Here is a 13,131-nt window from a genome sequence, read left to right as displayed (position 1 = left end):
CTGATGTTCAAGTGGTTGCGCAAGGGGAAACGCCCTGAAAGGAGGGCGTCGATCGATGTCGACCAGATCCTCGCCGAGTTGGAGGCCCGCACCGGCAGCGCCGACCGGGCGAGCGAATTGCCCGCATGGGCGCTGATCCTGCGGTCGCCTTTCCGTCCCTGGCAGAACGCCACTTCCTGGCTCGGTGGCACGCCCCGCGCGCCGCTCGAATTCGTCTGGCCCCTCGGGACGGACGGTGCACCGCTGCACTTCCTCGCGCAGATCGACCTCGGGGCGTTGCAGCCCTGGCCGGAAACCGGAAGCCTGCCGCCGGGCCTGCCGGACGGCGGCGCGATGCTGGTGTTCGTCGGGCTTCATGACTACGCGGTCCGGATCATCGACGCCAAACGGATGCGCGTCGCCTCAGGTATCCCGGTGCCTCCCACGCTCCCGCCGGTCAGCGAGATCGGATATTTCAGCGAGGAGCCGACCTTCGGCCGCTGGCCCGTCGATCCGGTGGCCTTTCTCGATCACGGCAAGGAACGCCCGGCCGACTTTCCGGAACGCTTCGCCGATCCCGCGGCGTGGATCGACACCTGGGCCGTGGCCGAGATCGACGCGCGCCTGCTGGTGCAGGCGATGCGGCGCGAGATCGGCTTCGCGGAGCAGTTCTTCAACAGCAAGGCGCACTGGCCCGACCCTCCCACCAGGGTGATCCTCGACAAGCAGGCGTTCTACGGTGCGCTGTTGCAGGAGGCGCCGACGCTTCTGCCGAAGCTCGAGGCCTGGCAGGCACGCGCCGCGGCGGAGCCGCAGGCCGGTGCCGTGGATGCCACGGCGCTTCGCGCTATGCTGGCCGAGCGGCTGGCGTTTGCGGAGGGCAAGCCGAACTACCCGGTCTTGCCATTGCTGCGCGGCAGCGCCCACGCGGTCTGGGGCGAGGTGCGCCGGCAGTATCGCGACGCCTTTGCCGCGGAGGCGTTCCAGTCGATCCCGGAGGGACTGCGCACCTTCATCGACGCCCGGATCACCGATTGGCGCCGCCATCGGCTGTTCGGGCTGGAGCCCGAGTTCCCCAACAATTCGGAGGACCGGCGCGGGCAGGACGTGCTGATCAGCATCCATGCCGACGAGCTTCTGAACACGATGTCAGAGCACGACTACGGCATGTCGATCTGGTGTGACCGCGCGGCGCTGGATCAGGGCCGTCACGAGGAAGGACAGCTCATCCGGCATTGCGCCGTGTGATTTCCTCCGGCGCTGCCCAGTCGGCCGACTGCATCTCCCGCAGCCGGCTCGCCGTGCGCTCGAACTCGAACGAGCCCTCGCCTTCGAGGTAAAGCAGCTCCGGCTGGGCCGCGGCGGAGCAGATCAGCCGCACCTTCGCTTCGTAGAGCGCATCTATCAGGGTCACGAAGCGGCGCGCCTCGTTGAAGTTGGACCGGCCGAGGCAGGGAATGTCGGTGAGCACCAGCACCTTGGCGACCTCGGCGATGGCGAGGTAGTCGGCCGGGCCCAGCGGGTGGCCGCAGAGGTCGAAGAAGCCGGCCCGCGCAACGCCGTTGCGGAACGCCGGGATCTCCACCGGGCGGGCCTTGACCGTCAGCACCAGCGGCGGCGCGTCACCGCCCGAGAGGTCGTCCCAGATCTGCTGGATCGCCGACCGCGCGGCGTGATCGTTCGGCGTGAAATAGACCGGCGAGCCGGCGAGCCGATCCTGCCGGTAATCCGTGTCCGACGCCAGTTCGCGCACCACCATCCGTTCCTTGATCATCTCGATGAACGGCAGGAAGAGCTGGCGGTTCAACCCGTCCTTGTAGAGATCGTCCGGCACCCGGTTCGACGTGGTCACCACCACCACCCCGGCCGCGAACAGCCGCTCGAACAGCCGGCCGACGATCATCGCGTCGGTGATGTCGGTGATCTGCATCTCGTCGAAGCAGAGCAGGTCGACATGGGCGATCACCTCGTCCGCCACCGGAAGGATCGCGTCCTGCACCCCGCGCTTGCGGGCCTCGTGCAGGCCGGCGTGCACCTCCTGCATGAAAGCATGGAAATGCACCCGCCGCTTGCGCTCGTTGCGCACCGCTTCGAAGAACATGTCCATCAGCATGGATTTGCCCCGGCCGACGCCGCCCCAGAGATAGAGGCCGCGCACCGGTTCCGGCGCTGCAGGCTTGGAGAACAGCCCGCGCAACCCGCTCCGCGCGGGGGCGGCGGGCCGGTGTGCAAGCTCGTGGCGCACCCGCTCGAGCTCCGGCAAGGCGGCGGCCTGTGCCGGGTCCGGGGTCAGCAGCCCGTCGGCGGCGCGCTCGTTGTAGATGTCGATCAGCGTGCGGGTCATTTCTGGGTGTTTAGGCGGCACGGACGGGTTTGAAAAGCGCGCAGCGGCAGCGGCCGCCGGACTTCACGGATGTTGATGAATAGCATCACCTTTCTGCGATTGACCGTGTCGGGCCGGCTCTGCACCTTGCCGCAATGGAAACGCGCGCTCCCCTTCTCACGCCCGTGCTCGTCGCGGGCTGCCTCATCATCCTGGTCAGTTTCGCGATCCGGGCGTCCTTCGGGGTGTTCCAGATCCCGATTGCCGAGGATTTCGGCTGGCTGCGCGCGGAGTTCTCGCTGGCGATCGCGATCCAGAACCTCGCCTGGGGCATCGGCCAGCCGATCTTCAGCGCCATCGCCGAACGGTTCGGCGACCGCCGCGCGATCATCGCCGGGGCGCTGGTCTATGCGCTCGGGCTGGTGCTCTCCGCCCTCGCCACGACGCCGCTGCAGCACCAGATGCTCGAGGTTCTCGTGGGCTTCGGCATCGCCGGCACCGGCTTTGGCGTGATCCTCGCCGTCGTGGGCCGCGCCGCCAGCGACGAGAACAGGTCCATGGCGCTGGCCATCGCGACCGCCGCCGGCTCCGCCGGACAGGTCTTCGGCGCGCCGGTGGCCCAGTGGTTGCTCTCCGTCATGCCCTGGCAGAGCGTCTTCCTCGTGTTCGCCGCCGCGGTGCTGGCGAGCCTTCTGGTGCTGCCGATGATGCGGACCCCCGCGCCCGCGACCCGCGCCGAGCTCGAGGAGAGCATGGGCGAGGTCCTGCTCCGCGCCTTCCGCGACCCGTCCTTCGCGATGATCGCCGTAGGGTTCTTCAGCTGCGGCTACCAGCTCGGCTTCATCACCGCGCATTTCCCCGCCTTCATCACCGAGATCTGCGGCCCGATCCAGACCGGCGGCGTGCTCGACAGCCTCGGGGTGAGCACCACCAGCGCGCTCGGGGCCGTCGCCATCAGCCTCATTGGGCTCGCCAATATCGGCGGCACGCTCTACGCCGGCTGGCTCGGCAAGCGACACTCCCGGAAATACCTGCTCGCCGGTGTCTACACCGCCCGGACGCTGGTTGCCGCGGCTTTCATCCTGGTGCCGATGACGCCCGGAACCGTGGTGATCTTTTCCATCGCCATGGGGGCGCTGTGGCTGGCGACCGTGCCGCTGACCAGCGGCCTCGTCGCGCATATCTACGGGTTGCGCTACATGGGCACGCTCTACGGCTTCGTGTTCCTGTCGCACCAGATCGGCTCGTTCCTGGGCGTCTGGCTGGGTGGCTGGATGTACGACCTGACCGGCAGCTACACGGGTGTCTGGTGGATCGGCATCGGCGTCGGCGCCTTCTCCGCGGTGATCCACCTGCCGGTGCGGGAAGAGCCCCTCCGGGTCCGGATGCAGCCCGCCTGACCCTGCCGCAGGCAGACGCGCCGAAGGCGCGCCACGCCCCGAACGGCCGGAGGCGCGTCAGCGCCGGAGCCGGAGGGGGAGCCCCCTTCCGGTTCCGGATGTAGTTCGAACTGGCGTCTGGCCTATGCCGCCTCCTCGACGCTCAGCAGGCCTTCCGCCACCAGCCGGTCGGCCCAGCCTTGCGGTCCCTCGAACAGGTGGGTCTGCCAGCCCCGGGCCTCGGCCGCCGCGATATTGTCGGCCCGGTCGTCGGTGAAGAGGATGCCGTCCGGCGCGCAGCCGCAAGACGCCTCGACCATCTCGTAGATCTTTGCGTCCGGCTTGATCACACCCATGTGGCCCGAGATGTGCCGCGCGTCGAACTCGTTGAGGAAGTCGTAGGCGCCGGAGGCGACCTCGAAGGTGCCGATGCCGAAGTTGGTCAGCGCATGGACCGGCACGCCCCGCGCCCTCAGCGCCCGCAGGAGCCGCACCGAATGGTCGATCGGCGGCTGGGCGAGGTCGATCCAGCGGTCGTGCCACATGCGGATCTCGTCGCGCCACTGCGGATAGGTCTCTGCCGTGGCATAGATCACCTCGCGGAAATCGCCGCCCCGGTCGACCTCGTCGTTCATGCCATGCAGGTCGACCTCGGCGAACATCGCCTCGCGGCGGTCGCGGCCGATCACGGCATCATAATAGCGTTCGGGTTGCCATTCGATCAGCACGTTGCCGATGTCGAAGATCACGAGGTCCACGGGCATGGGGGAGCTTCTCCAAATCAGGGTCGCGCCTACCCTCGCCGTTTGGCCTCCCGTGTCAACGCCCGGTCCAGCGCCTGGGTGAAGCGGGACCGGTCTGCCTTGGAAAACGGCCGTCCGCCGCCGGGGCGCAGCGGATCTGCGCTGCGCAGGTCGGTCATCAGGTTGCGGGTGGCGAGCACGTTGCCGATGTTGCGGTCGGTCAGCTCTTCGCCGTCGGGTTTGAGCACCAGCGCGCCGGCGGCCACGCAATCGGAGGCGAGCGGGATGTCGGCTGTGATCACCACGTCGCCGGGCCCCGCGTTGGCGGCGATCCACCGGTCGGCCACGTCCAGCCCCTCGTCGACATAGACCACCCGCACCAGCGGGTTGTCCGGTGCGCGGATGCCGCCGTTGCACACCAGCACCATCGGAACCTGGTAGCGGGTCGCCACCCGCTCGGCTTCCGCCTTCACCGGGCAGGCGTCGGCGTCGACATAGACCGTCGTCACGCCAGCCCCAGGGCGTCGGCGTGGAAGGCGACGTGGTCGCCCATGAAGGTCGAGACGAAGAAATAGGAGTGGTCGTAGCCCTTCTGCATCCGGAACTGGCCTGGCTGGCGGCGGGCGGCCATCGCCTCGGCCAGCGCTTCCGGCTTCAGCAGGTCGAGGAACTGGTCCTCGTTGCCCTGGTCCACCAGAACCGGCCCGCCGAACCCGCTCTCGCGCATCAGCAGCGTCGCATCATGGGCGGCCCAGGCGCTCTCGTCGTCCCCGAGATAGGCGCCGAGCTGCTTGCGGCCCCAGTCGGACTGCGTGGGGTGGGCGATGGGCGCGAAGGCCGAGACCGATGCGAACCGGCCCGGCAGGTTCATCGCGAGGGTGAGCGCGCCATGCCCGCCCATGGAATGCCCGGTGATCGCTTGCCGGTCGGGGTCGATCATGAAGGCGTTGTCGAGCAGGCGCGGCAGTTCCTCGGCCACGTAATCCCACATGCGGAAATGCGGGGCCCAAGGGGCCTGCGTCGCGTTGACATAGAAGCCCGCGCCCTGGCCGAGGTCATAGGCCTCGTCGTCGGCCACGTCCTCGCCGCGCGGCGAGGTGTCGGGAAAAACCAGCGCGATCCCGGCCCGGGCGGCGTGCTGCTGGGCCGCCGCCTTCACCATCGCGTTCTCGTGGGTGCAGGTCAGCCCCGACAGGTACCACAGCACCGGCACCGGCGCGGTCGCGGCCCTGGGCGGCAGGTAAAGCCCGAAGGTCATCGGGCAGCCGCAGCTGTCGGAATGATGCCGGTAGACGCCCTGAACGCCGCCGAAGCTCCTGTTCTCGGAAATCGTGTCCATCGCCGCCTCCTTGGGTTTCCCGTCAGCCCTACCGCGCACCCGGAGGCCGGACAAGGGCCGCGGCCGACCTATTGGCCGACCCAGGCGATGATGGTCGAAACCGTCAGCACCGACGCGGCGGTCGAGACGAGGATCGCCGTCGAAGCCCGGTGCGGCGCCACCCCGTAGTGCCGCGCGAGGATATAGACATTGCCCGCCACCGGCAGCGAGGTCGCGGCGATCATCACGCTGGCGGAGTAGGGCTCGACCGGGAACAGCCAGAGCGCGGCCACAGCCACCGCGGCGGGGTGCAGTACCAGCTTGCAGACCGACAGCCATACCGCCACCGAGAGCCGCTCGGCCGATTTCGAGGCGAGCGAGGCGCCGATGGCGAAGAGCGCACCGGGTGTGGCGGCGGCGCCGAGCAGGGTCAGGAACTCGTTCATCGGGGCGGGGATCGGGATCTGCAGTGCCGCCCAGGTGAACCCCGCGGCGATCGAGACGATCATCGGGTTGCGCAGCAGCCCGCGCGCCACCGACATCAGCACGCCCAACGCGACGCGGCCGTCGCGGCTGGTCGTGATGATGATGACGATGAGGCTGCTGAAGACCAGCAGGTCCACCGCCAGCACCAGCATCACCGGGCCGATCGCCGCCTCGCCCAGCAACAGCACCAGCATCGGCACGCCAAGGAAGCCGACATTGCCGATCACCGCGCATTGCGCCTCGACGGCCGCCTCGTCCATCGGCCGCTTCCGGATCAGGGCGACGCCGGTGGCGAGGATGTAGACCACCAAGGTTCCGGCGAGGTAGGCCGTGACGAAGGTCCAGTCGAGCACCTCGCCCAGCGACAGGTTCGCGGAGAATCGGAACAGCATCGCAGACAGTGCGAAATAGAAGACGAACTTGGTCAGCCAGGCTGTCGCTTCATCGGGAAAGAACCGGATCCGCCCGGCGCCGTAGCCGAGAGCAATCAGACCGAAGAAGGGCAGGGTTTTCAGAAAGATCGGCAGCATGATCTGCCCCTAGCACGCGCCCGTGCCGCCGTCACCGTCGGGATTGCGGGATCGCATTCGAAGCGCTCCGAAAGTACCGCAAGCTTCCGTAAGGTAAGTGTGCTATGATCCCAGCGTTCCAAAGTCGTTTTTATAGGAGTTTTCCCATGTTCAGGTTTGTCTTCGTGTTGACGGTTGCGGCCGCGCTCTGGTCATCGCCTTCTGCCGCCTATTTCGCATTCGAGATGCCGCATCTGAGCTTCCCGTCCGAAGAGCAGGGCAGTTCGGCGCCGGTCACCCGCGGTGCGGGATCGGTCGTGACCCAGGCGACCCCCGGACAGTAGCGACACCGCCGGCAGCGGGCCCCACTTGCGGAAACTGAACCGAACGGTTTAAACTCTGCTCGCACGAGGAGGGCCGCGTATGAACGTCGCTGCGAACCGTATCAGGCGTGGGCGCAAGTACGACCAGGTGGTCGGCGGCGCCCGCGAAGTCTTTCTTCAGTATGGGTTCGAAGGCGCCAGCGTGGACGACATCGCCCGCGCGGCTGGCGTCTCCAAGGCGACGCTCTACAGCTACTTCCCGGACAAGCGGTTGCTGTTCCTGGAAGTGGCCAAGGTCGATTGCTGCCAACAGGCTTACGACGCGGTCGAGGAGATCGACCCGACGCTGCCGGTTCGCGACGTCCTTGCCGCGACCGCGACACAGATGATGTGCTTCCTGCTGTCGGACATCGGTCGGGCCGTGTTCCGGATCGTGATCGCCGAGGCGGAAAGGTTTCCCGAGCTCGGCCGCGAATACTGGCGCAACGGACCGGCGCGGGCGCGTCACATGCTGATCGGCTATTTCCGTCATGCCATCGCGCGCGGCGAGTTGAAGATAGACGATCTCGACCTCGCGGCGGACCAGTTCATCGAATTGTGCAAGGTGGATCTTTTCCCGCGTCTGATGCTCGGTGTGGATACCGAGTTCGAGGCGAAGGACTACGACCGCATCGCGCAGGGAGCGATCGAGATGTTCATGGCGCGCTACGGCGCCTGACGCGCCCCCGCGCCAGTGGCGCAGGGGCGACAATTCATTTCCGGTCGATCAGAGGATGAAGTCGGACGCCGTCAGCGTGCCGTTGAACCCTTCGAGGAAGATATCGGAGTCGTCGTTGAGCGTTACGAGCGTTCCGCCAGCCTCCTTCGTGATGGTCAGCTTGGACATGGAATTCGCTTTCGCGATCACCATCTTGTCTTCGGATTGCGTGAAGTCGGTGATCGTGTCGGAGCCGAACTTCGACCCCTTGAAGATGAACTTGTCCTTGCCGTCCCGGCCGCGGAAGGTGTTGTCCTGGTTGTTCGAGATGAAGCGGTCCTTGGTGTCGGTGCCGATGACATACTCGATACTCTTGAGCGTGTCCGTGGTCCCGAAGCCATCCCGCACTTCGCCCTTGTACATGTTCGCGACGATCCCGTCGTAGCCGCCGCTGCCGCTGTCGCGATGGTACTGAACGCGGTCAAATCCGCCTTTCCCATCGAACGTGTCGTTGCCACGAAGACCGATGAAGATGTTGTCATCGCCGTTGCCGACGAACGTGTCGACATAGTTGGTCCCGATGATCCGGTCGATGAGCAACAGCTTGTCGACCTTGCCGTCCGGACCGATCACCTTATCCTGCGTCAGGTCGACCTGGATACCAACACCCGTCGGCCGCAGATCGGTGTTCCACATCTCGTAGGTCACGGTGTCGGAATAGACGCTGTTCGTTCCCTTGTATGTATCAGCGCCGCCCATATCCTTGATGTAGCTGCCGCCCTCACCGGCGTTCACGATGTCTCGCTTGCTGCCGGTCGTGACATCGATGCCGCGGTTCGGGCTGGTCGGCCCGTTGAAGATCGAATTCTCGGCCACGAGCTGTTCATAGAGCGATTTCGGATCGTGCTTGAGGTAGGTGTGGAACACGCCCGCATCGAGACCGATCTTGGTCATCGCGGTTTCGAGGGCGCCGCTCTTGTCGTACCAGCGGATGCTCTTGACCGTTCCGGACAGGATCGAGGCCTCGCCCGCGTCCGGGCCGTTTTCCGGCTTGTAAGTCTCGAGGTCGTCAAACTTGATGGTAATTTTCCAAGGGGACCGCTGGGCGTTGAATGCCACGCCGGAGCCCTTTGCATCGTAAACCAGCTTCATCGTGCCGGTGCTTACGTTGAAGTTTGCCACCTTGTAGAGCTCGAAGTCGCCGTACCCGTAATGGTAGTTGTGCGCTTCTGTGAACTTTACCGTTGCCATGTGTTGTTCCCCCAAAAAACTGTCAAAACAGGTACGGCCAGCCGTCGTGAGTGATGCCGTCGAAAAGGCACCCTATCAGGGAGCACAAGCTTGTGGGAAGGCCTCCCCCGCTGCCGTCGATCACATCTTTGCAGGTTCCAGGCGGGGTCGTCGCTCGGGGTGAGCACAGAAATTTCTTGTGGAGAAACGGTGGGCTCCGCGAAATTCGACTAATAATTCAGCATTTTGAAGATCTTCGGAGAAGAGCCGCTCGGTCCGGACCGTCCGTTGAGGGACGGCCCGGCCGGCTTTTGCATTGTGTCCTGCTGATTGACGGTCAGTTTCCGCTCAGAAAATGAAGTCGCTCCCGCGAAGATCCGCGGTCCAGTCGACGAGAAAGATTTTCGAATCGTCGTTCAGCTCGATCCAGGTGCCCGAACTCTGGTGGGTGATCGTCAGGTCGCGGATCCTGCCGGCGGCCGCGATCTCGATCTTGTCGCCGTCGCTCCGGGAGAAATCGTCGACGTAGTCTGTCCCGAAATCCTTTCCGCGGAAGACGAACCGGTCGGCGCCGTCGCGGCCGCGGAACCAGTTGTCGACGTCGTTGCCGATGAAGATGTCGTCGGTGTCGGTGCCCTCGACCTCCTCGATCTTCTTGACCTGGTCGAGCGTGCCGAAGCCGTCCCGGATCTTGCCGGTGATCAGGTTGGCGACGATCCCGTCATATCCGCCGGCGCCTGCGTCCTGGTAGTACTGCACGCGGTCGTCTCCGCCGCGGCCGTTGATCACGTCGCGGCCGCGCAGGCCGACAAAGGCGTTGTCGTCGCCGTCTCCGTTCAGGCTGTCCTTGCGGTTGGTGCCGATCACGCGCTCGATGTCGACCAGCTTGTCGGCCTTGCCGTCCGGTCCCACGGCGCGCTTCTTGGCGAGGTTGACGTCCACGCCCCGGTTCAGGGGCTGATCGGTCCGGTTCCATTGGTCGTAGGCGACCGAGTCCCAGCGGTCGCTGTCCGTGCCGATAAAGCGGTCCGCGCCGCCGGCATCCTTGATGTAGCTGCCGCCGGGGCCCGCGTTCACCACGTCGTTGCCGGCGCCGGTGGTCACGTCCACGCCGCTGTTGGCCGACTTCGGCCCGGTGAAGGTGCTGTTTTCGGCGACAAGGTTCGCATAGAGCTTGTTGGGGTCCTCGCGCAGGTACTGGTGGAACAGGCCGGCCTCGAGGCTGATGTCGGTCATCTTGACCTGGATCTTGTCGGCCTTGTCGAACCACTCGATGCGGTTGACCTTGCCGCCGGTGATGAGCGTCTGGCCGGCATAGTCGCCATGGTCGGGCTTGTAGGTGTCGAGCTTCGAGAGGGTGATCTTGACCGACCAGGCCGACCGTTCCGGATCGAAGGTGCGCCCGGCCGCATCCTTGTCATAGACCAGCCTGATGACCCCGTCCTTCGCGTTGAACTTGGCAACCCGGTAGTCTTCGAAGTCGGAATACCGCCCGAGGTAGCTCTGATTGTTCGTGAATGCGACCTTCGCCATGGCCTGTAACCCCCTGCAGAATAAACGTGTTCGACTCTCGAAATGGCCGCCGGAATCGCACCCATACGCGACGACCCCGGGGAGGCTATCAGAATTTCTTTTTGGAATCGACGCTTACGGCTGCGTGTATCAATCCAGCCTGCGCACCTGCAGCTGATTGCCCGGACCGCGGCGCGTTTCGAAGATCTTGATCGATTCCACGAGGTCCGAGAGCTTTTTCTTGCCGTAGGTCCGGGTGTCGAAATCCGGGTTGGCGGAGACCACGAACTGACCGAGCTGGCCGAGGGTATACCAGTCGTCGTCCTGGTCGATGCCGTCCATCGCCTTGAGGATCATGTCGCGCGCCTCGGTGAGCGGCTTGGCCTTCGCGGAATCCTTCCGTGTGCTGGCGGGCTCGGCGTCGCTTGCGGCGCGGGTGTCGATGTTCTCGAGATAGATGAAGCGCTTGCAGGCCTTGCGGAAGGCCTCCGGCGTCTTGCGTTGCCCGATGCCGTAGACGTCGAGGCCCTGTTCGCGGATGCGGCTCGAAAGCCGGGTGAAATCGCTGTCGGAGGAGACCAGCACGAAGCCGTCGAAGCGGCCGGTGTGCAGAAGGTCCATCGCGTCGATCACCAGCGCGATGTCGGAGGCGTTCTTGCCCACGGTATTGGCGGGCTGGTGATGCGGCACGAGGCCGAACTCCGCCTGGACCTTGGACCAGCCCTTCATCTGGCTGGACGAGAAGTCGCCGTAGACCCGGCGGACGGAGGCTTCGCCATAGGCGGCGATCTCGTCGAAGATCGCCTTGGCGAATTGCGGCGAGGTGTTGTCGGCGTCGATCAGGACGGCGAGGAGCGGTTGTTGGTCGGGCATGTTTGCCTTTGTTGGTTGGCGGCGGACCGGGGATCTTTCTCCCCCGGACCCCCGCAGGATGTTTCCAGACAGAAGAAGGGGCCCGTCTGTTCAGACTTCAAGGGGTCAGTAGACCACCACCGAGCGGATCGATTCGCCGGCGTGCATCAGGTCGAAGCCTTTGTTGATCTCGTCGAGGCTGAGGGTGTGGGTGATCATCGGGTCGATCTCGATCTTGCCCTGCATGTACCAGTCGACGATCTTGGGCACGTCGGTGCGCCCGCGTGCGCCGCCGAACGCGGTGCCTTTCCAGACCCGCCCGGTGACCAGCTGGAAGGGCCGGGTGGAGATCTCGGCGCCGGCCGGCGCCACGCCGATGATGATCGACTCGCCCCAGCCCTTGTGCGCCGACTCGAGCGCGGTGCGCATGACGTTGACGTTGCCGGTGGCATCGAAGGTGTAGTCGGCGCCGCCCTTGGTGAGGTTCACGAGATAGGCGACGAGATCGCCGTCGACCTCGGCCGGGTTCACGAAGTCGGTCATGCCGAAGCGCTCGGCCATCTCGACCTTGGCGGGGTTGAGATCGACGCCGACGATCTGGTCGGCGCCCGCGAGCCGCAGCCCCTGGATCACGTTGAGCCCGATGCCGCCCAGCCCGAAGACGATGGCGCGGCAACCGATCTCGGCCTTGGCGGTGTTGATCACGGCGCCGATGCCGGTGGTGACGCCGCAGCCGATGTAGCAGATCTTGTCGAAGGGGGCATCCGGGTTGACCTTGGCCAGCGCGATCTCCGGCAGGACCGTGTGGTTGGAGAAGGTCGAGCAGCCCATGTAATGCAGAATCGGGTCGCCATCGAGCGTGGAGAAGCGCGAGGTGCCGTCCGGCATCAGGCCCTGGCCCTGAGTCGAACGGATCGACTGGCAGAGGTTTGTCTTGGGGTTGAGGCAGTATTCACATTCTCGGCATTCGGGCGTGTAGAGCGGAATGACGTGGTCGCCCGGCTTCAGGCTGGTGACGCCCTCGCCGACTTCGAGCACGATTCCGGCGCCCTCGTGGCCCAGAATCGCAGGAAACAGGCCTTCGGGGTCGGCGCCGGACAGGGTGAACTCGTCCGTGTGGCAGATGCCCGTGGCCTTGATTTCCACGAGCACTTCGCCGGCGCGGGGCCCCTCCAGGTTGACCTCCATCACCTCCAGCGGCTTGCCAGCCGCCAGTGCAACCGCTGCGCGCGTTTTCATCGTCGTTTCCTCTCGTTAAACTGCGGGCAAACCGTGGGCGATGCGCCCGGACAATGCAACCTGCGAGGATGAGATGCGTTTGAAATTTGCCGCGCTGCCCGCCTGCCTTCTGGGGCTGGCCGCCTGCGACCCCGTCGTGACCGATCCGATCACCGAGTCGACCTTCGTCGCCAACCCGGCGCCGCCGCCGGTGATCGACCCGATCCCGCCGGCGGACCCGGTGGCGGTCTCGCCGATCGACGGTGGCGGCAATGCCCAGCCCGGTGTCGACCCGGCGCTGGAGATGGTCGAGGTCAATCCCTACGGCGAGGTGCGCGAGGGCGCCGGTGGGCTGACGGAGCGCCTGCCGGACACCTGCAAGCTCGGTGAGGTGCAGCAATATATGGGCCAGAGCGGTGCCTCGGTGGAAGCGGGCGGGCTGACCATGCCGTACCGCGTGGTCGGGCCGACCGATATCGTGACCCAGGAATACAATCCGACGCGGATCAACTTCTTCGTCGACTCCGCCGGGCAGGTGACTCGGATCTCCTGCGGCTGAGGC

14 protein-coding genes are annotated in these 13,131 nt (G+C 65.7%); 5 read left to right on the top strand and 9 right to left on the bottom strand.

All coding sequences use genetic code 11. From position 1 onward, the window contains the following. Positions 1 to 3 precede the first annotated feature (3 nt). On the top strand, positions 4 to 1,227 hold the full coding sequence (locus CHB86_RS13255) for a DUF1963 domain-containing protein (protein WP_089233522.1): 1,224 nt from the start codon (positions 4 to 6) through the stop codon (positions 1,225 to 1,227). Here CHB86_RS13255 and zapE read toward each other — a convergent pair. After that, positions 1,205 to 2,323: a cell division protein ZapE gene (zapE, locus tag CHB86_RS13250; protein ID WP_089233521.1), complete on the bottom strand. Its 1,119-nt coding sequence runs from the start codon at positions 2,321 to 2,323 to the stop codon at positions 1,205 to 1,207. The two genes, CHB86_RS13255 and zapE, sit on opposite strands and share 23 nt — an antisense overlap. Positions 2,324 to 2,457: 134 nt before the next feature. Here zapE and CHB86_RS13245 point away from each other — a divergent pair, with 134 nt between their 5' ends. Continuing rightward, complete coding sequence (locus tag CHB86_RS13245; protein ID WP_089233520.1) at positions 2,458 to 3,702, top strand: MFS transporter; 1,245 nt, start codon at positions 2,458 to 2,460, stop codon at positions 3,700 to 3,702. 122 nt (positions 3,703 to 3,824) lie between these two features. On the opposite strand, the gene CHB86_RS13240 is transcribed toward CHB86_RS13245, so the two are convergent. The 4 genes from CHB86_RS13240 to CHB86_RS13225 form a co-directional block, all read right to left on the bottom strand. Continuing rightward, a complete protein-coding gene (locus CHB86_RS13240; RefSeq protein WP_089233519.1) occupies positions 3,825 to 4,445 on the bottom strand; it encodes an HAD family hydrolase in 621 nt (206 codons plus the stop codon). A 29-nt stretch (positions 4,446 to 4,474) separates the two neighbouring features. Further along, on the bottom strand, positions 4,475 to 4,933 hold the full coding sequence (locus CHB86_RS13235) for a YaiI/YqxD family protein (RefSeq protein WP_089233518.1): 459 nt from the start codon (positions 4,931 to 4,933) through the stop codon (positions 4,475 to 4,477). Then, positions 4,930 to 5,763 carry an S-formylglutathione hydrolase gene (fghA, locus tag CHB86_RS13230; RefSeq protein WP_089233517.1) on the bottom strand — a complete coding sequence of 278 codons (834 nt, stop codon included), beginning with the start codon at positions 5,761 to 5,763 and terminating at the stop codon, positions 4,930 to 4,932. The genes CHB86_RS13235 and fghA overlap by 4 nt, the downstream gene beginning before the upstream one ends. A 68-nt stretch (positions 5,764 to 5,831) precedes the next feature. Continuing rightward, positions 5,832 to 6,758, bottom strand: a complete 927-nt coding sequence (locus tag CHB86_RS13225; protein ID WP_089233516.1) for an AEC family transporter — start codon at positions 6,756 to 6,758, stop codon at positions 5,832 to 5,834. Between the two features lie 146 nt (positions 6,759 to 6,904). Here CHB86_RS13225 and CHB86_RS24640 point away from each other — a divergent pair, with 146 nt between their 5' ends. Continuing rightward, positions 6,905 to 7,081 (top strand): hypothetical protein, encoded by a 177-nt coding sequence (locus CHB86_RS24640; protein WP_176442866.1) that lies wholly within the window; start codon positions 6,905 to 6,907, stop codon positions 7,079 to 7,081. 79 nt (positions 7,082 to 7,160) lie between these two features. Beyond that, the gene (locus CHB86_RS13220) at positions 7,161 to 7,778 is read left to right on the top strand and encodes a TetR/AcrR family transcriptional regulator (protein WP_089233515.1); all 618 of its coding nucleotides are present in this window, start codon (positions 7,161 to 7,163) and stop codon (positions 7,776 to 7,778) included. A gap of 48 nt (positions 7,779 to 7,826) precedes the next feature. Here CHB86_RS13220 and CHB86_RS13215 read toward each other — a convergent pair whose 3' ends face one another. The 4 genes from CHB86_RS13215 to CHB86_RS13200 form a co-directional block, all read right to left on the bottom strand. Continuing rightward, complete coding sequence (locus CHB86_RS13215) at positions 7,827 to 9,008, bottom strand: hypothetical protein (protein WP_089233514.1); 1,182 nt, start codon at positions 9,006 to 9,008, stop codon at positions 7,827 to 7,829. A 327-nt stretch (positions 9,009 to 9,335) separates the two neighbouring features. Continuing rightward, positions 9,336 to 10,520 carry a hypothetical protein gene (locus CHB86_RS13210; RefSeq protein ID WP_089233513.1) on the bottom strand — a complete coding sequence of 395 codons (1,185 nt, stop codon included), beginning with the start codon at positions 10,518 to 10,520 and terminating at the stop codon, positions 9,336 to 9,338. A 129-nt stretch (positions 10,521 to 10,649) separates the two neighbouring features. Then, positions 10,650 to 11,372, bottom strand: coding sequence for an NYN domain-containing protein (locus CHB86_RS13205; protein WP_089233512.1), 723 nt, complete (start codon positions 11,370 to 11,372; stop codon positions 10,650 to 10,652). 105 nt (positions 11,373 to 11,477) lie between these two features. Then, complete coding sequence (locus tag CHB86_RS13200) at positions 11,478 to 12,590, bottom strand: S-(hydroxymethyl)glutathione dehydrogenase/class III alcohol dehydrogenase (protein WP_089233511.1); 1,113 nt, start codon at positions 12,588 to 12,590, stop codon at positions 11,478 to 11,480. 73 nt (positions 12,591 to 12,663) lie between these two features. On the opposite strand from CHB86_RS13200, the gene CHB86_RS13195 reads away from it, so the two are divergent. Further along, complete coding sequence (locus CHB86_RS13195) at positions 12,664 to 13,128, top strand: I78 family peptidase inhibitor (protein ID WP_141134893.1); 465 nt, start codon at positions 12,664 to 12,666, stop codon at positions 13,126 to 13,128. The last annotated feature ends 3 nt before the right edge of the window (positions 13,129 to 13,131 follow it).

The sequence above is a fragment of the Tropicimonas sediminicola genome (assembly GCF_900188335.1).
In the GTDB taxonomy this organism is placed as follows: domain Bacteria; phylum Pseudomonadota; class Alphaproteobacteria; order Rhodobacterales; family Rhodobacteraceae; genus Tropicimonas; species Tropicimonas sediminicola.
This window is presented reverse-complemented; position numbering and strand designations above follow the sequence as displayed.